Raw genomic sequence first — 19,897 nt, 5'->3', positions numbered from 1 at the left:
TCATTCTGGTTGCAGTCGCGGCTGCCGTATCGCGTCCAGGTTCAGCCGGGCCTTGATCGGCAGATGATCGGAAGCCCGCTGCGCCAGCGGCGTCTTGTGCACCTCGATGCTGGAAATCAGGTGCGGCGGCCTGGCCAGGATGCGGTCGAGCGCAAACAGCGGAAAGCGCGACGGAAAGCTCGGCAGAACCGCATCGATCGGACCGAAATGCGGCAGCAGGGCCAGCAGCGAAGACCTGTTGCGGACCCGCCATTCGTTGAGGTCGCCGAGCAGGATTGTTGGCCGCAGAACCGGGTGCGTGGCTTCGACCAGCGCGTTGGCCTGCTGCGAGCGCGAGCGCCGCAGCAAGCCGAAATGTGCGGCTATGATCCTGAGCGAGACGCCCTTCAGCTCCAGGTCCGCGATGACCGCGCCGCGCGGCTCCAGGCCGGGCAGCCGGATCTGGTTCACGCTTTCGACCACGCCGCGGCGTGCCAGGATCAGATTTCCATGCCAGCCATGGCTGCGGCGGTTTTCCGGGATGTGTGTGGGGACGAGGTCGCTGTCGCGCTCGAGTGCTGCGAGATCCAGCAATCCCTGCCTGCTTCCGGTTCTTTCGTCGGCCTCCTGCAAAGCAATGATATCGGCGTCGAGTTCCTTGACCACGGCCGCGACCCGCTCCGGATCGAACCTGCCGTCGGTGCCGACGCATTTATGTACATTGTAGGATGCAACCGTAGTGCATGAAATTTCATTGCCGGGTGCCGCAAACCGCGGCACTTCCCTTCGCAGCGCAGCGCCAAGCGACCTTGGGAGGGTAGGCGATCGATCCAGCATGTGGTCCATTTGCTGTTGAGTCGGCGAGTGGCGGCCATTGCGATTATGGCGCGTGCGGAGGTCTGAAACAACGACGACCTTGCAGAACCGTTCCCGTCGGTCTTCTTCCACCGCGAGCAGCGGTGAGGTTTCACCGGAAGTCTGCCTCTGTCATGGAACAATCGCAGCCGCGCGCGGTTCAGCAAACTTGCGCCGAAAACGATCTGACGCCATGCGGCGTGATCGAAACGGGATGGCCGGATCATGGAAACACCCGCCTTCTGCACCACGCCGTTGCTGCGCATCGCGTACATCGCTGGCGGCCCTGGAGCCGGCGCGCCCGTCCTGCTTCTCCACGGCTGGCCGGACGACGCAACCACCTTCACGCGCATTGCGCCTGTCCTGCATCGTGCTGGTTTCCGCACCTTTGCGCCGTGGCTGCGTGGGTTCGGCAAAACCACCTTCCTGTCGGACGAGACCATGCGATCCGGTGAAATTGCCGCCATGGCTCAGGACGTGATCGATTTCGCCGACGCATTTGCCCTCGGCCGTTTTGCGGTCGTCGGCCACGATTGGGGCGCTCGGATCGCTTACCTGCTCGCCTCGGTATTTCCCGAACGGATACGCTGCTGCTCGGCATTGTCGCTTGGCTGGCAGCCGGGCGAATTCGCAACGCCGCCGTTGGACCAGGTCAGGGCATTCTGGTACCAATGGTTCATGGCAACGGATCGCGGCGCCGAGATCGTTCGCCAGCAAGGCAAGGCGTTCGCGCATTTTCAATGGGAAAGCTGGAGCCCGCCCGGCTGGTTCGAGGAAGAGCTTTTTGACAGCGTTGCCGCTTCCTTCGAAAATCCCGATTGGGCCGACGTGACGTTGCACTCCTACAGGGTTCGCTGGGGCGAAGCCGATCCCGATCCGCGCTACGCCGATCTTGCCCGGCGCCAGATTTCCGCCAAGTCCATTCCCGCGCCTACTCTGACGATCCACGGCGATGCCGACCGCGTTGTGCTGCCGCAATCGTCCGAAGGCAAGGAACGATACTTCACGGGCCATTACGAGCGCCAGCTTCTGGCTGGCATCGGCCACTTTCCGACGCGCGAAGCACCCGAGCGCGTTGCCGATCACCTTGTCGGGTTCCTCGACAGTTTCGGAAGAGGAGAAGCGTAGAACTGGAACCCTGACCGGCGATAGTACGTTTCGGGAAGGCAGCGCAGTCAACGGAGAAGTCGAATGCAGTCCTTAGCCGCAGATTCCGCCCCCCGCCCAGGCCCGCTCAGGATTGTCCCGTTCGATGGAACCGTAACCGTTCGGTTCTCCGATGCCATTATTGCGTCGAGCGAGCGGGCAAAGGTGCTCTATGAAGACGGCCATGATCCTGTTTTCTACATACCCTTCGAGGACATCTATTTCGACCTCTTGGAGAAGACGAACACGACGAGCCACGGCCCGCTGAAGGGCACGGCAAGCTATTGGCGTGTTCATGCGGTCGGTTCGTCGGCAGAAGACTTCATGTGGGCCTACGAGACGCCCGACACCCCGGCATTGGCGATCGCCCGCCATGGTGCGTTCGATCCCGGCAGGGCGCGGATCGACGCCGATCCCGCGGAAGACAAGCGGCACACGCCGCACGTCACCGAGTAGACCCCACATCGGCGACAGCCGCCAGCTGTCCGTCAGCTCGCGAACTCTTCCCTGAGAATGCGCAGGCCGTCTTCGTATTTCGCTGTCGAGGCACCGATCTGCCGTGCCTGCCATAGATTGTCGGCGAGATCGGCGTGCTTGACCGGCAATGCCAGCGGGTTGGCCGCAGCCCTGCGAACGAACGCGGCATCGCCCTCGTTCGGCAGCCGCGTCATGGCGTCGACGGCCGATACGATGGACGGCCCGAACCCGGCCGCCTCAAGCCGGTCGCGGTTCCAGCCGTCGCCTTTTTCGATGACGTCGTGAAGATAGGCGATGGCTTTCTGGTCGAGCGTTTCGACGGCATCGACGACCCGGCGGCAATGTTCGATATAAGGCCGCCCTGTCCTGTCCGTCTGCCCGGCATGAGCCTGTTCGGCGATTTTCGCTGCGCGATAAAGCACGCTCATTAGGTCGACCCCGTAACGAACAGCGCATGTCCTGGCTAACGCGCCATCGTCAGCGCGAGTTCCGATGCACCGCGGGAACCCTGCTGCCTCACTTGCGAGCTGAATGCCGCGGCGGCGGGCCCGACACGTCAGGAGACGCGTTCAAAACTGTCGAGGCTGGTTCCAAAGGCGCGCCAGGCGGGCAGTTTCCTGGCTCGGGCCGGGGCACCTTCCTTTTCCGCCGACAGAGCGGCATCCGCAACGGTGTGCCACAGCATCTCCAGCTTCCCATCCCTGAGAATGCCGGTATAGCTCACCGCTGCGGCTCCGACCCGCCCTTCGGCCGCGCAGGTGAAGCCGATGACATCTCCATGGCAGGCTCCGAACAGCGGCACGGTCATGCCGAAGAAGGCGCTGTCCTCTAGCGCCGTCCTGAAGGTTCCGCTGATCCGTCCGCCCTCTTCGCTGGTCAGTTCGACCACCGACCCGTACTGATTCCGCCAGGTGCCCAGCCAACTCATCGCTGCTCCTCCTGATTGCTACCACAGGGATTGCGCTAACACACGGCCGCCAAGCCGCGGCCGAGGCAGCGGCCTTCAATCAGCCGCGATGCCGGCCGTCGACATCTGAACGAAGCGCAGCGGCGCTTCCAGCGTCCAGCTGATGCCGTGCCTGGCGAATTCCAGGCGGCCGGTGCCGCTGAGCGCCTGCGGCGTGACGCGTTTGAGCACAACCGTTCCGAAACCGCGTCGCGTGTTTTCATCCACCAATGGTCCGTCCAGCTCCCGCCAGACAAGGCGGAAGCCATCGCTGCCATCGGCGGCTGGGGTCACGGTCCATTCGACCTCGACCCGTCCGTCATGGTGCGACAGCGCTCCGTGCTTTACCGAATTGGTGGCCAGCTCGTGAAAGGCAATGCCGAGATATTGCACGGCGTTCGGCTGCAGCATGATCATCGGCCCGCTCATCGACAGCCGGGCCTGTGTCGCGAAGGCCTTGGTCTGGGCATGGATCAATTCGCCGATGGTCGCGCCACGCCATTCCGCATCGACCAGGAGGTCGTGCGATTCCGAAAGCGCCATGATGCGTTCCCGGACCCGTGAAAGGAAGGCCTCTGGCGTACCCGCCAGCTTGCTGGTCTCGCGGATCATCGAGACGATCACCGAATACTGGTTTTTAACGCGATGGTTGACTTCGCGCATGAGTGTGCGGATGCGCCGTTCGCTTTCCTTGTGGGGGCTGATGTCGCGCGCGATCTTGGAGGCGCCGATGATACGCCCGATGCCGTCGCGTATAGGCGAGATGGTGAGCGAAACCGGAACCAGGGTGCCGTCCTTGCGCTGCCGGATAGTCTCGTATGAAGGAATCCGTTCGCCGGCGCGAATGCGGCTGATGATCATGGCTTCCTCATCCAGGTGGTCGGGCGGGATGAGGATCGTCACCGGGCGCCCGATCGCCTCGGCGGGCGTATAGCCGAACAGGCGTTGTGCCGCGTCGTTCCAGCTGGTGATAATGCCGTTCAGGTCTTTGGACACGATGGCGTCCATCGAGGATTCGACGATGGCGGCGAGCCTTATGCCGGCGTCGTCGGCCAGCGTCTGCACGCGCAGGTCGAGCAGGGTGTTGATGGCGCCGACAACCTCGCCGGCTTCATTGCGAAGCAGGACCGGATGCGCACTGAACGGGATGAGTTGGCCGTCCGGCCGCTCGGCGATGGCTCGGCCCCCACGAACGTCCCGCTCCTCGAGCAAGGCAACGGCCATTGGACACTCGTCATGCGCCATCGGTCGCCCGTCGAGGTGGCGAAGCTTCCATGACCCGCACCAGCGATCCTGGCCGATAACCGGACGATATCCCCAGAGATCGGCAGCGGCTTCGTTGAAGAAGGTAATGTAGCCTTGTTTGTCGGTGGTGTAGACGGCCACAGGCAACGCCTGCATCAGATCGGCGGAGGAAACTTGCGGGATCCCGCCAGTCCTTAGTTCAACGACGTCCACCAGTCCCCCGCTCCGCTTGGCTTGCCGACGGATTGCTACGTCATCTAAATGCGCGCGAGCGTTTTCGGTTCCGTTCGATCCGCTTTCGGACATTCAGGCTGATTTTCGTTTCGGGGCCGTTCTCGGCTTCTTGCTGGGAGCCTTGCCGCCTTCCTGCGCCAGGCTTTTGCGCAGAACATCGGCGAGATTGATGACGTTCGTCTTGGGCTCAGGTGCCGGCTTGGGCGGTTTCTTGCCCTTGCGCTTGGCCTCGATCATTGCAACCAGCGCCTTTTCATAAGTATCGTCGAACTTCGACGGGTCGAATTTGGCCGGCTTCTTGTCGATCAGCAATTGCGCGATTTCCAGCATCTCGGGATCGACCTTGCGAGCCTTCAGCCCTTCGAACACCGCGTCCGCCGCGACCACTTCATTGTGGTTGCGTAATTCCGTCATTACCATGCCCTTGCCCAGCGGCTGGATCAGCACCTCTCGGCCTCGCTGGTAGAGCACGACGCAGGAGCGGGCTGCTACCTTTTTCCTGGCCATCGCGTCCCGGATCACCGCGAAAGCCTCCGTGGAGGGCGCATCGGCCGGAACCAGATAGTAGGGTTTTTCGAGGTAGCGTGCGTCGATTTCGGCGGCAGGCACGAACTCGCCGATCTCGAGCGTATGCTGCGATACCATCTTCAGTTTCTTGATTTCGTCCGGCTCTATATGGATGAACTCACCCTTTTCGACCTCATAGCCTTTTACCTGCTCCGCCGCCTCGACCGTGTCGCCGGTCTCCTCGTCTAGATAGGCGCTCTTGACCGGGAGACCGTCCTTGCGGTTCAGGATCCTGAAATGCACTTTCTCGGCCTCGCTGACGGCACCGATGATCTTGACGCCACAGGAAACCGATCCGACTTTCATAAAGCCCTTCCAGGCAGCTCGCGGCGTCGCCATGTCGATCACTCATTTGTCGAACGGACGGAACGGCTGCGCGCGGAAATCGTTCCGCCATGGCAGGCTGTTCCACATGCCGGCCCGGACGCTTGTTTCATTTTCGTCAGGGGAATAGCGGAATGGCCCAACGCAGCGCAGGATTGCTCATCTTTCGCCGAAGGGAAGGACATCTCCAGGTGTTGCTGGTGCATCCGGGCGGACCATTCTGGGCGAAGAAGGACGACGGCGCATGGTCGATCCCGAAGGGCTTGGTCGACGAGAACGAGGACGAGCTGGCGGCAGCAAAACGCGAGGCCGAAGAGGAACTCGGTCTTGCCATCGACGGGGATTTCGAAAGCCTTGGCAGCTACAGGCAGCCGGGCGGCAAGCTCGTCATCGCATGGTGCGTCGAGGCGGATTTCGACAGCGACGCCATCAGCAGCAACACCTTCGTCATGGAATGGCCGCCAAGGTCCGGCTCGATGAAGGAATTTGCCGAAGTCGACAAAGCGGGCTGGTTCTCCCTGCCTGAAGCCAACCTCAAGATACTGAAAGGCCAGCGCGCCATGTTGGCGGACTTTGCCGGCCGGCATGGCGACGGATGAATTTGTTTCAGCCCAGTTCTTAGGGCAGTGCTCGGGCTTCCTCACCGCTCTGCTTTAAGCGCGTTGCGGCCGCAGCGTGCGCAACGTGATCGAATAGCGGTGCTCCGCAACCGGCGGAATGCTGTGCTCCCATTCGCTGCGCGCGGCGCCCGTCATCAGATAGGCCGATCTTGGCTCGACGGTGACCGTCTTGCGGTCCCATCGCGTGCCGTTTTTCCGCCGCAGGCGAAAGCTGCAGGCGGCCAGCAGGGAAACACCGGCGACGGCCTCGAAATGAGGCTTGTCGCGGTGCCAGCCGATACCGGCGCCCGGCCGGTACTCGTTGATCAGCACCTGCACGAAGGTCTCGGCGGGCAGGCGGGCGAAGGCTGCAACCTTTTCCCTGAGCGGCAGCAGAAAGCCGGGTATCGGCGGTGCCTCGACGACTTCGCGCCGGTCGTAATCATAACGCAGCCCAAAACCGACCACCCGCCGGTTTGCCAGATGGCCGTGAAAGTCGAAGGCCTGAAAAGGCAGGCTTGCGAGCTGGCTCGCCAACGCTGCTTCTTCGTCCGGCGTGATCAGTTCGGGCCGGTAGCGGAATCCTTCCGGCAGGTCGTCGGCGGCGGCAAAGAGATCGCCCTGGCGGGCTGCAGCCGATGTCTTGGGCGATGGCATCAACCGTATTTGGTGAAGCCGGCCCGTAGCGGCAAGGCTGCTTCGGTAGCAAGGAACCTCGCTCTCCGTGCAGGGTTATTCACATGACGATATGGAATGGAGCACTGCCGAGCATTGGACCTGTCGAGGATGCCTTCAACTGCGATCAGAAGCATCGATTACCAACCGGCGACGAGGATCCTCTCCGTATGGTTCGCCCCGAGCGGAAGCCGCTATGATTACGAGGACGTGCCGCCGCAGGTCCACGCGGCATTCCGCAAAGCCTCGTCAAAGGGCCGGTTCTTCAACGAGCATATTCGCGACCGGTACAAATACCATCTGGTCGAGCAGAGCCATTCGAGCTGAGCCTTCAGCCGCTTCTCAACCACGATCTCGGCTCTCCGCCATGCCTGGCCGCGTGGTGGCAATGAGCGGACTTCGCAGTTGGCGAGCGACCTGATATTGATCATGGTCCCACCCAAAACATCGAAAGCTTGGAATGTCCGCCGAAGCCGAAAAAACCGAGCGAAGGCGAGACCTGGCCGAAACCCGGCAAGCTCGGAGCACTGATCGCTCAATCGCTGACCGAAAATGCCAAAGCCCGGTTCGAGGTGGATTCTGCCCCCGGCAAAGGAACGCGGGTGACCATCGTGTTCAACAGATCGGCCGCCCTCGCGACGTAGCCGGTCGAGCAAGCGCCGCCATTCGAGGCCATCCGCCTCAGCCGGGCCCCTCCATTACCTTGCGCGTGTGGCGGGCGATGACACCTTCTTCGTCGGTCGCCACGACGCGGACTTCCACCTTGCTCTCCGCCTGGCTCATCAGCGCGGCATGAGAGCGGTTGGCGGCCTCGTCGATCGCCACGCCAAGCCAGCCAAGCCTGTCGCAAATCGCTTTACGGGCCGTGGCCGAGTGCTCGCCGATGCCGGCGGTGAACACCAGGCATTCGAGGCCACCCAGCGTGTTGGCGAGGGCGGCAACTTCCCTGCCGGCGCGGAAGGCGAAAAGCTCCAGCGCTTCGCGCGCCCGGCGGTCGTCGCTGGCCTCCAGCGAGCGCATGTCGCCGGAAATACCGGACACGCCGAGCAGGCCGGATTCCTCATAGAGCATGTGCTGCAGCGCCTCTCCCGAAAAGCCTCTTTCCAGCAGCAGGTACAAAAGCACGCCCGGATCGATGGCGCCGCAGCGCGTGCCCATGACCAGGCCGTCAAGCGCCGAAAAGCCCATCGTCGTATCGACGCTGCGCCCGGCGCGCATGGCGCACAGGCTCGCCCCATTGCCGAGATGGGCGACGATGGTTCTTTTCGCCGCCAGATCGGGCGATATCTGCTTGAGCCGGCCGGCGACATATTCGTAGGAAAGCCCGTGAAAGCCGTAGCGGTGGATGCCGTCTGCCTCATAGCGGCGCGGCAGCGCGAAACGGCTGACCAGAGGCTCGATGGTCCGATGGAAGGCGGTGTCGAAGCATCCGACCTGCGGCAGGTCGGGCCGCAACGCGGCAAGCGCCCGGATCGGCGCGAGGCTGCGCGGCTGGTGCAGTGGCGCAAGCGGCGTCAGCCTGTCGAGAGCCTCGACAATTGTCGGCGTCAGGCGGACAGGTTCGACGAAGTCGCGGCCGCCATGGACGATGCGATGGCCGGCGGTGATGAGTTTCCTTCCGCCAAGTTCGTTCTCGATCCATTGCAGCATCTGGCCGATGCCTAAATCGGGCGATGCGTCTGCTGCAAGTGGCCGATCGCACTGCACCGCCCCATCGGCGGCTTTTGCGGTCAGCCTTGGCGCATCGCCCAAATCCAGCGAACCGCGCGAGGCAAGATCCAGCTCAGCGGACACTCCAAGATCGTAAAGCCCGAACTTGATGCTCGACGAGCCGGCATTCAACGCAAGGATCGATCGTCGCATCAATCGCCGGCCCTCGTCGCGCCGTCCTGCGGCCAAGACCATTTCTGGATCTCGGGCATGTCCTCGCCATGTTCGCGGACATAGGCCGTGTGTTCAGCCAATTTCCCGTGCAACGCCGCGGCAAGATCCTTCGCCCGCTCGGCCAGCCCCGGCACACGCGCGATCGCGGCGAGCGCGAGATGGTAGCGGTCGAGCTGGTTGAGCACCACCATATCGAACGGCGTCGTCGTCGTGCCTTCCTCGCGAAAGCCGTGCACATGCATGTTGTCGTGGTTGGCGCGCCGGTAGGTCAGACGGTGAATGAGATAGGGATAGCCGTGATAGGCGAAGATGACCGGCTTGGCCCTGGTGAACAGCGCGTCGAACCTGTCATCGGCAAAGCCATGCGGATGCTCGGAATTCGACTGCAAAATCATCAGGTCGACGACATTGACGACGCGGATATTCAGGTCCGGAATGCCCGAGCGCAGGATATCGGCTGCAGCCAGCGTCTCCAGCGTCGGCACGTCGCCGGCGCAGGCCAGGACCACATCCGGATCTTCGCCCTTGGCAACCGTCCCGGCCCATTCCCAGATGCCGGCGCCGGCCTTGCAGTGTGCTTCCGCGTCTTCGGCGGACAGCCATTGCGGCGCCGGCTGCTTGCCGGCGACGATGACGTTGATGCGGTTGTAGGTTTTCAGGCAATGGTCGGTGATCCACAGCAGCGTGTTGGCGTCGGGCGGGAAATAGAGCCTGACCGTGTCGGCCTTCTTGTTGGCGACGAAATCGGCAAAGCCTGGGTCCTGATGGCTGAAGCCGTTGTGATCCTGTCGCCAGACATGCGAGGTCAGCAGGTAGTTGAGCGAGGCGATCGGCTTGCGCCAGGCAAGTTCGCCGGAGGTCTTCAGCCATTTGGCGTGCTGGTTGACCATGGAATCGATGATGTGGACGAACGCCTCGTAGCACGAGAACAGGCCGTGGCGGCCGGTCAGCAGATAGCCCTCCAGCCAGCCTTGGCAAAGATGCTCGCTGAGCACTTCCATGACGCGGCCGTCACGGGAAAGATGGACGTCGTAAGGCTCGATCCGCTCCATCCAGACCCGATCCGTAACCTCGAACACGTCGTCGAGGCGGTTGGAGGACGTCTCGTCGGGTCCCATCAGCCGGAAATTCCTGGCCTCGGCGTTCAAGCGGATCACATCGCGAAGATAGCTGCCGACGGTCCGCGTCGCCTCCCCGACAGTGCCGCCCGGACGCGGTACGTCGAGCGCGAGGCCTTTCCAATCGGGAAGCACGAGGTCTTGTTTCAGCAGGCCGCCATTGGCGTAGGGGATTGCGCCCATGCGTCTTGACCCTGTCGGTGCCAGCGCCGCGAGCTCCGCCAGGAGATGCCCGCGTTCGTCGAACAGCGTCTTCGGTTCGTAGCTGCGCATCCAGTCTTCGAGGATCTGCCGGTGCGCCGCATCGCCTCGTGCGTTCGACACCGGGACCTGGTGCGAGCGCCAGAAATCCTCGACCTTCTTGCCGTCGACCTCTTTCGGCCCGGTCCAGCCCTTTGGGCTGCGCAGCACGATCATCGGCCACAGCGGCCGCTCTCCCTTCCAGCCCGCGGCTCTTGCAGGCTCCTGGATGGAGTGGATCCGGTCGAGCACGGTATCGAGCGTGCGGGCCATCTCCCGATGCATCGGGGCAGGCTCATGGCCTTCCACGAAAAAGGTTTCGTAGCCATAGCCGAGGAACAGGCTGCGCAACGCCTCGTCTTCCATGCGGCCGAGGATGGTCGGGCTGGCGATCTTGTAGCCGTTGAGATGCAGGATCGGCAGGACGGCACCGTCGGATGCCGGGTTCAGGAACTTGTTGGAATGCCAGGCCGCGGCGAGCGGGCCGGTCTCGGCTTCGCCGTCGCCGACGACGCAGGCAACCACAAGGTTCGGATTGTCGAAGGCGGCGCCGAAGGCATGGACCAGCGCATAGCCGAGCTCTCCGCCTTCGTGGATCGAGCCGGGCGTCTCCGGAGCCGCGTGGCTCGGCACTCCGCCGGGAAACGAGAACTGCCGGAACAGCTTGCGCAGGCCGTCTTCGTCCCCGCCGACCTCGGGATAGATTTCGCTGTAGGAGCCCTCGAGCCAGGTGTTCGCGACCATTGCCGGGCCGCCGTGACCCGGCCCGCAGATGAACAGGACATCGAGACCACGTTCACGGATGATCCGGTTCAGATGCACATAGATGAAATTGAGGCCGGGCGTCGTGCCCCAATGGCCGAGCAGCCGTGGCTTGATGTGCTCGGGCCGCAAGGGCTCGCGCAAGAGCGGATTGTCGAGCAGATAGATCTGGCCAACCGAAATGTAGTTCGCGGCGCGCCAGTAGCGGTCCATCAGATCGACCTGGTCAAGGCCGGTCGTGTGCGCAGCGGTGCGAGCCTCGTCGTTCATGGAAATGCCTCCGGAATACCCTCGTCCGTCGTTATCTGGAGTGGCGCCGCGTCGGAGAAAGGATTTGCCTCGAAATAAGTTTGGGCGGCGTGGCTAGCGCCCGCTTGCCGATGCTGCAACCCGCCTCGCCACACAAAAGCGGGTCGGTCTTTTGGGGAACCTCGGGGCTTGCTAACGGTTAGGGAGATGCACCGCATTGCTTGAATCCAAGGGGACTGCCGAGGCCCTGAGATACGAGCCGGCCGAGGTGGCGTTGAGCAGCTTGGGCGATTGTAGCGGAGGCCCATAGGAGGAGCAAAAAGATGCTCGATCTCTCCCATGCCCGCAACCAAATGGTCGACATCCACTTGAGCCGCCGTGGCATTCGCGACCGCAATGTCCTTCAGGCGATGCGCGAGGTCCCGCGCGAGGCTTTCGTCGATCCTGGCTTTGAAGAATTCGCCTATGAGGACGGGCCGCTGCCGATCGCCGAAGGTCAGACGATATCGCAGCCCTACATCGTTGCGTTCATGATCGAAATGGCCGAGGTCGGAGCCGGCGACCACGTCCTCGAGGTTGGCACCGGCTCGGGCTATGCGGCTGCCGTAATGAGCCGGATCGTCGAACGCGTCTACACGATCGAGCGCCACGCCGCGTTGGCTGAAACGGCAAGGCAACGGTTCAAAAAGCTTGGCTACGACAATATCGAAGTCCGCACCGGCGACGGCACCAAGGGCTGGCCTGAGGCGGCACCCTTCGATGCGATCCTGGTTGCGGCCGCTGGGCCCGGCGCACCGCTCGCTCTGCAAGAACAGCTCGATGTCGCTGGCCGGCTTGTCATCCCGGTCGGCGATGAATTCGACTCGCAGCGCCTGCTCAAGGTCACCCGTACCGGCGCCGCAACCTACACCGAGGAGGATTTCGGCGGCGTGCGGTTTGTTCCGCTGATCGGCGAGCAAGGCTGGGGCGAGCCAGGCAGCGACAGCCAAATAGCGGCCGATCTTCCGCACCGGCATCAGCGCAGAAGCAGCCTGCCGCAGATGATAGCGGCCGCCGCCGAACCGCTTCCGGATTTCGACGATCCTGCCTTCGGTGCGCTGTTCGACCGGTTTGCCGACCGCCGCGTCGTCTTGCTCGGCGAAGCCAGCCACGGCACGTCGGAGTTCTACCGTGCGCGCGCCGCGATCACTCGCAGGCTGATCGAGAAGCATGGCTTCACCATCGTCGCGGTCGAGGCCGACTGGCCCGATGCCGCGGCGATCGACCGCTACGTCCGCCATCGACCGCCGCGGCCGGGCGCCGCGCCGCCGTTCCAGCGCTTTCCCACCTGGATGTGGCGCAACACCGACGTCGCGGCGTTCGTCGATTGGATGCGAGTGCGTAATGAGCGGATCAGCATATCCTCCCGGCGGGCCGGATTCTATGGCCTAGACATCTACAATATGGGCGGATCGATTGCGGCGGTCCTGCAATATCTCGACCGGGTCGATCCGCAGGCGGCGAGGATCGCGCGCGAACGCTATGGCTGCCTGACGCCGTGGCAGAACGACCCGGCCACCTATGGCCGTGTCGCACTCACCTCCGGCTACCAGAAATGCGAGAAGGCCGTGCTCGAGCAATGCCGGGAACTGCTTTCCAGAGAGCTCGACTACGCGCAGCAGGACGGCATCGATTTCCTCGACGCGAGCCAGAATGCCCGTCTGGTCGCCTCCGCCGAGCGCTATTACCGCACCATGTATTACGGCGGCGCGCAATCCTGGAACCTGCGCGACACCCATATGTTCGAAACGCTGGAGCACCTGCTGCAGGCCCGCGGCCCGAACGCCAAGGCGGTGGTGTGGGCACATAATTCCCATATCGGCGATGCCCGCTACACCGAGATGGGGATCGTTAGGGACGAAGTGAATATCGGCCAGCTCTGCCGCCTGCGTTTTGGCGACGAGGTTGCCTTGATCGGGCTCAGTACACATTCCGGGACGGTGGCCGCCGCCACCGACTGGGACGGCGACATGGAAGTGAAACCGGTTCGGCCTTCCCACAACGACAGCTATGAGCGGCTTTGCCACGACAGCGGCGTCTCGCCTTTCCTGCTCGATTTCGAGCGCGACGACACGCTGCGCGAACGGCTTCTGGAGCGCCGGCTGGAACGCTTTATCGGCGTCATCTACCGGCCCGAAACCGAGCTGCACAGCCACTATGCGGACGCCTCGCTCGCCCGCCAGTTCGATGCTTTCGTCTGGTTCGATGAAACCAGTGCCGTGACGCCGCTTGGGCCGGAACATGCGGGGACAGGCCTTCCCGAGACCTATCCTTTCGGGCTGTAGCGAATTTGGACCCTGGGAAAGCGGAAAATCAAAAGAAGGAGGTCACCGATGGCCGGAAAAAAGACTCATGAGCAGCAATTGCGCGTCATCGAAGAGCGCGAGAACACGAAAAACGCCGGCAAGGATTTCGACGCCGAAGCGGATTTGAAAAAGACCAGGCAAGAGCGCGAGGCGTTCCGGCGCGGTGCCGAGCTCAGATCGGACCCGAAGGACATTGCCGATCCCGACGACCGCAACATAATCCGCGGCGAGCACCAGGAAAGCGCCCACAACAAGCATCGCGCCGACCGCTGAAACGGCAGGATCGCTTGACGTTAAGATAGTACGCCGGTTCCGTTCCCTGATCTGACGGATGCAGCGTTCGTGGCGGCAAGTTGGCGGACGAGGGCCGTCTTGATCCCTGGCGCTATTCAGCAAAAAATGTCGCGGCGATAGCAATTGAGACGAGGCTCAGCATCGCCAGGCCTGCCCTGGCGACATGCGAAGCCTCCCAGACGTTGCGCAAGTCTCTCCAGTCGCCGGTCTGCTTTCGAGAGAACATTGAAAAAAACGTCGCGGCTGATTGCGGCATGGCAACGTCTTGCACCCAGAAATTATTGACGGGATGCGTGATCAACCAATAGGTCGCATGTTCCGCCAGCAAGAAGGCAAGCGCCGCCAAGGTCCACCAGAATCGAGCGCTTGGATAAGGCGTCAGGTAGAGCAGGATGGCGAGGGCAATGATGCCGCCGATCTCGGCAAAGCCGCCGATCGTGAAGCCGGGATAGTAGATCGCCTGCACTGATCTGTAGGTGGCCTCCTTGAGGCGCAACTTGCCGGGCAATTCCAGTGCGTGCGCGAGCGAGAGCGCCATCGAGACGGCGACCAGAAGGAGGGTGGCGATCATCAATGCGCGCATTTTCCTGCTCCCTGAATGATGCCCTCGTGGCGCGCGCGTACTTAGGGTGGTTGGTGATCCGATAAAGGCAACGACACCCGACTTCGCCGGCAAGTCCGGTTCGGTCATTCCCCGATCTGGCTGGTCGACCGTTCGTGGACTGTGGCGCCGGTCTGTGCGTCGACCGCAGCCATGCTGACCTCGTAGCCCCAGAGCTTGCGGATATGGCGCAGCGTGGCGTCGCGGCTGCCGCCTTCCAGCACTATGCCGTCCTTGACCTTATGCTGCAGGCGCAGATGCCGATCGCCGAGCAGGTCCACGTCCACCACCTGGATATCCGGCCGGCTGGCGCCGATGTCGTAGCTGTGGGCGAGTGCGGCGCGGATGCTCTCGTAGCCGCGCTCATTGTGTATCGAGGCGACTTCGTAGTGCGGATCGTTGGCCGCATCGGCAAGCACAAAGAACCGCCATTTCCGGATCAGGGTAGGGCTCAGATACTGGCGGATGAAGGACTCGTCGCGATGGTTGGCCCAGGCGTCCAGCAGGGTCTGGCGCCAGTCGCCATTGCCGGCGATATCGGGAAACCAGTCGCGGTCCTCGGCGGTCGGCGCGGTCGAGATGCGCTGGATGTCCTGCATCATGTCGAGGCCCAGCGCGTAAGGGTTGATGCCGGAAAAGCGCGGATCGTCGAAGCCCGGCTGGAAGATCACGTTCGAATGGTTGCGCAGCACTTCCAGCATGGCGCCTTCGCCGATCAGGCCGCGGTCGAACAAAAGGTTCATCAGCGTGTAGTGCACGAAGGTCGCGCAGCCCTCGTTCATCACCTGCGTTTGGCGCTGCGGATAGAAATACTGCGCGATGACGCGGACAATCCGGATGACCTCACGTTGCCAGGGTTCCAGGATCAGGCTGTTCTTCTCCAGGAAATAAAGCAGGTTTTCCTCGGGCAGCTTGAGCGATTTCCTGCGCTCCGCCATTGTATCCGTCTCGCGGGGCTTGGTGCCATCCTTCGAAGGCGGCAGCGTGCGCCATAGGTCATTGTAGGAACGCTCCTCGTATTCCAGGCGCTCGCGAACGCCCTCGCGCTGCTTTTCCGACGACAGTTTCGGCGGCCGGTGATATCTGAACACGCCCTGTTCCATCAGCGCATGTGCGGCATCGAGGATCTCTTCCACCGCATCGACGCCATGCCGCTCCTCGCAGCGGGAAATGTAGCCCTTGGCGAAGTCGAGATAGCTGAGGATGGCGCTGGCGTCCGTCCACTGCTGGAACAGATAATTGTTCTTGAAGAAATGGTTATGGCCGAGTGCCGCGTGCGCCGTCACCAGGGCCTGCAGAGCCATGGTGTTTTCCTCCATCAGATAGACGATGCAGGGATTGGAATTGATGACGAGTTCATAGGCGAGCCCCCGTCCGCCTTTGCGATAGAGCAATTCCTGGTAGAGGTAGTGCTTGCCGAACGACCAGTGCCGGTACATCAGCGGCATGCCGACAGAGGAATAGGCGTCGAGCATCTGTTCTGAGGAGATGATCTCCATCTGCACCGGATAGACGTCGAGGTGGAGCTCTTCGGTGGCGACCGCCTCGATGGTCTCGTAGGCACGCGACAGCGTCCTGAAATCCCAGTCGGAACCGGAAAACAGCAACCCGGATTTGCTCGCCATCAGCCCCCTCTTTCAGCGCTCTTTTGATAACCCGGCTGTCTGGCGAAGAGCTGGCGGAAAACCGGGTAGATGTCGGCCGCCGTGGCGATGCGGCTCATCTGGAAGTTCGACCATCTCAGCTTGACCGCACTGTAGGCACGCCACAGCGACGTGCCGTTGTCGGTGGCGCCGAAGATGTGGCTCTCACGCTCGTCGAGGATCTCGACATAGGCGAAATACTGGCAAAGCCGCATGATCTGTTCGTCGAGCAAGGCGATGCAGCGCTCGGAATCGGTGACGAAATTGTCGCCGTCCGAGGCCTGGGCGACATAGATGTTCCATTCGCGGCTGGGATAGCGTTGCTCGACGATGCGGTGCATCTCCTCGAGCGCCGTGGAAACCACCGTGCCGCCGCTCTGGGTGTTGTAGAAGAAGGTTTCCTCGTCCACCTCCTGCGCCTCGTGCGTGTGGCGGATGAAGACCACCTCGGTGCGGTCATAGCGCCGTTTCAGGAACAGGTGCAGCAGCACGAAAAAGCGCTTGGCCAGATCTTTCTCGCGTTCGCCCATCGAACCGGACACGTCCATCAGGCAGAACATCACCGCATTGGCGTTCGGCACCGGCTGGGCGTCGAAGCGGTTGAAGCGGATATCGACCGGATCGACAAAGGCGATCCGCTTGCGGCGGCGCTCCAGCCGCTCAAGCTCTTCCTGCAGCGCCACGATGCGCTGCCGCATCTCGGCGTTTTGCGGCTTCGCCTCCAGCGTCGCGATCTCCTGCGCGACAGCGTCGACCGCCTCCTGCTTGGGACGCCTGAGCGCTATGCGGCGGCCATGGCTGTTGCGCATCGTGCGCCCGACATTGATGTTGGTTGGCGAGCCGGTCGCGGCGAAGCCGGCCCGGCGCGGCTTGAAGGCGAGGATCTCCTTGAGGTTGAGCTTGACCATATCAGGCAGTTCGAGGTCTTCGAAAAAGAGGTCGAGCACCTCCTCGCGCGACAGCACGAAACGGAAATCGTCCTCCGATTCGGTTCTCCCCGGGGCGGATCCCATGCCGCCGCCCTGGCCGGGTTTAGGCAGCCGGTCGCCTGGGGCAAAATGCTTGTTGCCGGGCAGGACGTGCTGGCGGCTGCCGCTGTTCCGGGCATCCTTGAAGCTCGGCTCGCCGGTGCCTCGCGCCGGCATCGAAACGGCATGCTCGGCGTCCACGTCGGCGATCTTGCCGGTGCGGATCTGATCGCGGATGGTGCGCTTCAACTCTTCGCGCGCCCGCCGCAGGAAACGCTGCCGGTTGCCGAGGCTTTTGTCCTTCGGGTTCAGTCGGCGATCGATGAAGATCGGCATATGTTACCCCGGGCTGGCTTCAACCCGCCTTGTTCACCCGCATGTACCAGTCCACCAGCCGGCGGACCTGGCGCTCGGTGTAGCCGCGCTGGATCATCCGCTGCACGAATTCGGTATGCCGCTTCTCCGTCACGCTGTCCTGCTTGGAGCCGAAGCTGATCACCGGCAGCAGATCTTCGACCTGCCCGAACATCCGCTTCTCGATGACTTCGCGCAGCTTTTCGTAGCTTGTCCATGATGGGTTGCGGCCATGGTTTCTGGCCCGCGCGCGCAGCGTGAACTTCACCACTTCGTTGCGGAAGTCCTTGGGATTGGCGATGCCGGCCGGCTTTTCGACCTGCGACAGTTCGTTGTCCAGAACCTCGCGATTGAGGATCTGGCCGGTATCGGTATCCTTGTAGTCCTGATCCTCGATCCAGGCATCGGCATAGGCGATGTAGCGGTCGAACAGGTTCTGGCCGTATTCGCTATAGGATTCCAGATAAGCCTTCTGGATCTCGTGGCCGATGAACTCGGCATAACGGGTCGCCAGCTCCGACTTTATGAAATCGAGATAGTCCGCCTCTGTTTCCTTCGGGAACTGCTCGCGCTTGATCGCCTCTTCCAGGATGTACATCAGATGCACCGGATCGGCGGCCACCTCTTCGGTGTCGTAGTTGAAGGTCTGCGACAGGATCTTGAAGGCGAAGCGGGTGCTGACGCCGGTCATGCCTTCATCGACACCGGCCGCGTTTCGGTACTCCTGGACCGACTTCGCCTTGGGATCGGTTTCCTTGAGGTTCTCGCCGTCATAGACGCGCATCTTGGTGTAGAGCGGCGAATTGTCGTGTTCGGCCAGGCGGGTCGAAACGGTGAGCCGGCTGAGGATATCGAGCACTTCCGGAGCGCAGGGGCTGGAGGCCAATTCGCTTTCGCGCAACAGCTTCTCGTAGATCTGCCGCTCTTCGGTGACCCGCAGGCAATACGGCACCTTGACCACCAGGATACGGTCGAGGAACGCCTCGTTGTTCTTGTTGTTCTTGAACTGCAGCCATTCCGATTCGTTGGAATGGGCAACGATGATGCCCTGATAGGGGAAAGCGCCGAAATTCTCGGTGCCGTTGTAGCTGCCTTCCTGGGTCGCGGTCAGCAGCGGATGCAGCACCTTGATCGGCGCCTTGAACATCTCGACGAATTCGAGCAGTCCTTGCGTGGTCCGGTTCAGGCCGCCGCTATAGGAATAGGCATCCGGATCGGACTGGCTGAAGTTTTCCAGCTGCCTGATGTCGACCTTGCCGACCAGGGCCGAAACGTCCTGGTTGTTCTCATCGCCCGGCTCGGTCTTGGCGATGCCGATCTGGCGAAGCCTGGACGGCATCAGCTTGACGACGCTGAATTTGGAGATGTCGCCGGACAATTCGTCGAGGCGCTTGGCCGCCCAGGGCGAGATCAGGCCGTTCAGTCGCCGCCGGGCGATGCCGTATTTGTCCTCCAAAAGGTCGCCCATGCGGTCGGGGTCGAACAGCCCGAGCGGCGATTCGAACACCGGGCTGACCTGGCCGCCGACCTTCAGCGTATAGATCGGACGCTGCTCCATCAGCCTTTTCAGCTGCTCCGCAAGCGAGGACTTGCCGCCGCCGACCGGGCCGAGGAGATAGAGTATCTGCTTGCGTTCCTCGAGCCCTTGCGAGGCATAGCGGAAATAACCGGCGATACGCTCGATCGTATCCTCCATGCCGTAAAAGTCGGCGAAGGTCGGATAGATCTTGATCGTCCGGTTCGAAAAAATACGGCCAAGCCGCTCGTCCTTGCTGGTATCGACAAAGGTCGGCTCGCCAATCGCCTCGACCATCCGCTCGGGCGCCGAGGCGTACATCGACTTGTCCTCGCGGCAGGCAAGCAGATATTGCTGGAGGCTTATCTCCTCCTGCGCCGCATTCTTGTAAACCTCGGAAAACAGATCGAAGACGTCGGATTGATTCTCACGCATGGTATTCCTAGCCCCGGAGCCGGTGTGGCTGCACGTTTGTCTCTTGAACAACCAAATGTCGGAAAGCCCTTGTGGTTCCCTTCACTTTGCAGAGAGTGCCTGTGACCGAATGATAAGACTCTAGATAAGGGCATCCTGAGTGCAGACAAGGCGTGGAACGCCCCGCTCGAAGCATTAAATCCTGAATCGCGCCACGCCGTGCGGGCGACCTCCGATAAGACGGAGGAACGGTTCTGGTCCTTCCCGGTTGTGAAGGAAAGGAGACGGTTCGATGTTTGAGACTAGTTTGTGGTTGCTCGTTGTTGCAGGCGGTCCACTGCTGCTGGCAATCCTGATCGCCTACGCCCTGCTCACGCAGCGCCGTCGCGGCCCGGCGGAGCGCAGGGAAAGCGACCGCGCGACCGAGCGCCTGTACCAGGAAAAGAAGGACTGACCGACAGG

General features: G+C 62.3%; 19 protein-coding genes and 1 pseudogene. 8 read left to right on the top strand and 12 right to left on the bottom strand.

What is annotated here, in order from left to right; all coding sequences use genetic code 11:
- The gene (locus NKJ73_RS28345; protein WP_023677076.1) at positions 1-816 is read right to left on the bottom strand and encodes an endonuclease/exonuclease/phosphatase family protein; all 816 of its coding nucleotides are present in this window, start codon (positions 814-816) and stop codon (positions 1-3) included.
- Positions 817-1,059: 243 nt separating this feature from the next.
- On the opposite strand from NKJ73_RS28345, the gene NKJ73_RS28340 reads away from it, so the two are divergent.
- Both NKJ73_RS28340 and NKJ73_RS28335 read left to right on the top strand, forming a co-directional pair.
- The gene (locus NKJ73_RS28340) at positions 1,060-1,962 is read left to right on the top strand and encodes an alpha/beta fold hydrolase (protein ID WP_352571857.1); all 903 of its coding nucleotides are present in this window, start codon (positions 1,060-1,062) and stop codon (positions 1,960-1,962) included.
- Positions 1,963-2,025: 63 nt separating this feature from the next.
- Complete coding sequence (locus NKJ73_RS28335) at positions 2,026-2,436, top strand: DUF427 domain-containing protein (protein WP_352473066.1); 411 nt, start codon at positions 2,026-2,028, stop codon at positions 2,434-2,436.
- A 32-nt stretch (positions 2,437-2,468) separates the two neighbouring features.
- Here the strand turns inward: NKJ73_RS28335 and NKJ73_RS28330 are convergent, their stop codons facing one another.
- The 4 genes from NKJ73_RS28330 to ku form a co-directional block, all read right to left on the bottom strand.
- Entirely contained in the window at positions 2,469-2,885 is a 417-nt protein-coding gene (locus NKJ73_RS28330; RefSeq protein WP_352571856.1) for an HD domain-containing protein, read from the bottom strand.
- 128 nt (positions 2,886-3,013) lie between these two features.
- Entirely contained in the window at positions 3,014-3,385 is a 372-nt protein-coding gene (locus NKJ73_RS28325) for an avidin/streptavidin family protein (protein WP_352571855.1), read from the bottom strand.
- A 75-nt stretch (positions 3,386-3,460) separates the two neighbouring features.
- Positions 3,461-4,861 carry a PAS domain-containing HWE histidine kinase family protein gene (locus NKJ73_RS28320; RefSeq protein ID WP_352571854.1) on the bottom strand — a complete coding sequence of 467 codons (1,401 nt, stop codon included), beginning with the start codon at positions 4,859-4,861 and terminating at the stop codon, positions 3,461-3,463.
- 93 nt (positions 4,862-4,954) lie between these two features.
- A complete protein-coding gene (gene ku, locus NKJ73_RS28315; protein WP_352571853.1) occupies positions 4,955-5,788 on the bottom strand; it encodes a non-homologous end joining protein Ku in 834 nt (277 codons plus the stop codon).
- 119 nt (positions 5,789-5,907) lie between these two features.
- Between ku and NKJ73_RS28310 the strand changes: the two genes are divergently transcribed.
- Positions 5,908-6,372, top strand: coding sequence for an NUDIX hydrolase (locus tag NKJ73_RS28310; RefSeq protein WP_352571852.1), 465 nt, complete (start codon positions 5,908-5,910; stop codon positions 6,370-6,372).
- A 54-nt stretch (positions 6,373-6,426) separates the two neighbouring features.
- Here NKJ73_RS28310 and NKJ73_RS28305 read toward each other — a convergent pair whose 3' ends face one another.
- Positions 6,427-7,029, bottom strand: coding sequence for an alpha-ketoglutarate-dependent dioxygenase AlkB (locus NKJ73_RS28305; RefSeq protein WP_023677069.1), 603 nt, complete (start codon positions 7,027-7,029; stop codon positions 6,427-6,429).
- Between the two features lie 129 nt (positions 7,030-7,158).
- Between NKJ73_RS28305 and NKJ73_RS28300 the strand changes: the two genes are divergently transcribed.
- Both NKJ73_RS28300 and NKJ73_RS28295 read left to right on the top strand, forming a co-directional pair.
- Positions 7,159-7,374, top strand: a complete 216-nt coding sequence (locus NKJ73_RS28300; RefSeq protein WP_023677068.1) for a KTSC domain-containing protein — start codon at positions 7,159-7,161, stop codon at positions 7,372-7,374.
- Positions 7,375-7,535: 161 nt separating this feature from the next.
- Positions 7,536-7,691: pseudogene (locus NKJ73_RS28295) on the top strand (histidine kinase); the annotation flags it as partial.
- 37 nt (positions 7,692-7,728) lie between these two features.
- Here the strand turns inward: NKJ73_RS28295 and NKJ73_RS28290 are convergent.
- Together NKJ73_RS28290 and NKJ73_RS28285 are read right to left on the bottom strand one after the other, a co-directional pair.
- A complete protein-coding gene (locus NKJ73_RS28290; protein WP_023677066.1) occupies positions 7,729-8,910 on the bottom strand; it encodes an acetate/propionate family kinase in 1,182 nt (393 codons plus the stop codon).
- Positions 8,910-11,321, bottom strand: a complete 2,412-nt coding sequence (locus tag NKJ73_RS28285; RefSeq protein WP_352571851.1) for a phosphoketolase family protein — start codon at positions 11,319-11,321, stop codon at positions 8,910-8,912. Before NKJ73_RS28285 ends, NKJ73_RS28290 begins: the two co-directional genes overlap by 1 nt.
- A 302-nt stretch (positions 11,322-11,623) precedes the next feature.
- On the opposite strand from NKJ73_RS28285, the gene NKJ73_RS28280 reads away from it, so the two are divergent.
- Positions 11,624-13,624 (top strand): protein-L-isoaspartate(D-aspartate) O-methyltransferase, encoded by a 2,001-nt coding sequence (locus tag NKJ73_RS28280; RefSeq protein WP_352571850.1) that lies wholly within the window; start codon positions 11,624-11,626, stop codon positions 13,622-13,624.
- A 48-nt stretch (positions 13,625-13,672) separates the two neighbouring features.
- Positions 13,673-13,918: a hypothetical protein gene (locus tag NKJ73_RS28275; RefSeq protein ID WP_352571849.1), complete on the top strand. Its 246-nt coding sequence runs from the start codon at positions 13,673-13,675 to the stop codon at positions 13,916-13,918.
- Between the two features lie 112 nt (positions 13,919-14,030).
- Here NKJ73_RS28275 and NKJ73_RS28270 read toward each other — a convergent pair whose 3' ends face one another.
- The 4 genes from NKJ73_RS28270 to NKJ73_RS28255 are packed head-to-tail and all read right to left on the bottom strand — an operon-like array spanning position 14,031 to position 19,456.
- Complete coding sequence (locus tag NKJ73_RS28270; protein ID WP_352571848.1) at positions 14,031-14,630, bottom strand: DUF1772 domain-containing protein; 600 nt, start codon at positions 14,628-14,630, stop codon at positions 14,031-14,033.
- Positions 14,627-16,165 (bottom strand): SpoVR family protein, encoded by a 1,539-nt coding sequence (locus NKJ73_RS28265; RefSeq protein WP_352571847.1) that lies wholly within the window; start codon positions 16,163-16,165, stop codon positions 14,627-14,629. The genes NKJ73_RS28270 and NKJ73_RS28265 overlap by 4 nt, the downstream gene beginning before the upstream one ends.
- Entirely contained in the window at positions 16,165-17,487 is a 1,323-nt protein-coding gene (locus tag NKJ73_RS28260) for a YeaH/YhbH family protein (RefSeq protein WP_352571846.1), read from the bottom strand. Before NKJ73_RS28260 ends, NKJ73_RS28265 begins: the two co-directional genes overlap by 1 nt.
- 19 nt (positions 17,488-17,506) lie before the next feature.
- Positions 17,507-19,456: a PrkA family serine protein kinase gene (locus NKJ73_RS28255; protein ID WP_352571845.1), complete on the bottom strand. Its 1,950-nt coding sequence runs from the start codon at positions 19,454-19,456 to the stop codon at positions 17,507-17,509.
- A gap of 271 nt (positions 19,457-19,727) precedes the next feature.
- On the opposite strand from NKJ73_RS28255, the gene NKJ73_RS28250 reads away from it, so the two are divergent.
- Positions 19,728-19,889, top strand: a complete 162-nt coding sequence (locus NKJ73_RS28250; RefSeq protein ID WP_023677058.1) for a hypothetical protein — start codon at positions 19,728-19,730, stop codon at positions 19,887-19,889.
- The last annotated feature ends 8 nt before the right edge of the window (positions 19,890-19,897 follow it).

The organism is Mesorhizobium sp. M0074, from assembly GCF_040322975.1.
Lineage (GTDB): Bacteria > Pseudomonadota > Alphaproteobacteria > Rhizobiales > Rhizobiaceae > Mesorhizobium.
Note: the sequence above shows the minus strand (reverse complement) of the source record. Positions and strands in the feature narration are given on the sequence as shown.

Coding starts and splice junctions, on each gene's coding strand:
- NKJ73_RS28345 (WP_023677076.1), bottom strand. CDS start 816: ATGCTGGATCGATCGCCTACCCTCCCAAGGTCGCTTGGCGCTGCGCTG.
- NKJ73_RS28340 (WP_352571857.1), top strand. CDS start 1,060: ATGGAAACACCCGCCTTCTGCACCACGCCGTTGCTGCGCATCGCGTAC.
- NKJ73_RS28335 (WP_352473066.1), top strand. CDS start 2,026: ATGCAGTCCTTAGCCGCAGATTCCGCCCCCCGCCCAGGCCCGCTCAGG.
- NKJ73_RS28330 (WP_352571856.1), bottom strand. CDS start 2,885: ATGAGCGTGCTTTATCGCGCAGCGAAAATCGCCGAACAGGCTCATGCC.
- NKJ73_RS28325 (WP_352571855.1), bottom strand. CDS start 3,385: ATGAGTTGGCTGGGCACCTGGCGGAATCAGTACGGGTCGGTGGTCGAA.
- ku (WP_352571853.1), bottom strand. CDS start 5,788: ATGGCGACGCCGCGAGCTGCCTGGAAGGGCTTTATGAAAGTCGGATCG.
- NKJ73_RS28310 (WP_352571852.1), top strand. CDS start 5,908: ATGGCCCAACGCAGCGCAGGATTGCTCATCTTTCGCCGAAGGGAAGGA.
- NKJ73_RS28305 (WP_023677069.1), bottom strand. CDS start 7,029: ATGCCATCGCCCAAGACATCGGCTGCAGCCCGCCAGGGCGATCTCTTT.
- NKJ73_RS28300 (WP_023677068.1), top strand. CDS start 7,159: ATGCCTTCAACTGCGATCAGAAGCATCGATTACCAACCGGCGACGAGG.
- NKJ73_RS28290 (WP_023677066.1), bottom strand. CDS start 8,910: ATGCGACGATCGATCCTTGCGTTGAATGCCGGCTCGTCGAGCATCAAG.
- NKJ73_RS28285 (WP_352571851.1), bottom strand. CDS start 11,321: ATGAACGACGAGGCTCGCACCGCTGCGCACACGACCGGCCTTGACCAG.
- NKJ73_RS28280 (WP_352571850.1), top strand. CDS start 11,624: ATGCTCGATCTCTCCCATGCCCGCAACCAAATGGTCGACATCCACTTG.
- NKJ73_RS28275 (WP_352571849.1), top strand. CDS start 13,673: ATGGCCGGAAAAAAGACTCATGAGCAGCAATTGCGCGTCATCGAAGAG.
- NKJ73_RS28270 (WP_352571848.1), bottom strand. CDS start 14,630: ATGACCGAACCGGACTTGCCGGCGAAGTCGGGTGTCGTTGCCTTTATC.
- NKJ73_RS28265 (WP_352571847.1), bottom strand. CDS start 16,165: ATGGCGAGCAAATCCGGGTTGCTGTTTTCCGGTTCCGACTGGGATTTC.
- NKJ73_RS28260 (WP_352571846.1), bottom strand. CDS start 17,487: ATGCCGATCTTCATCGATCGCCGACTGAACCCGAAGGACAAAAGCCTC.
- NKJ73_RS28255 (WP_352571845.1), bottom strand. CDS start 19,456: ATGCGTGAGAATCAATCCGACGTCTTCGATCTGTTTTCCGAGGTTTAC.
- NKJ73_RS28250 (WP_023677058.1), top strand. CDS start 19,728: ATGTTTGAGACTAGTTTGTGGTTGCTCGTTGTTGCAGGCGGTCCACTG.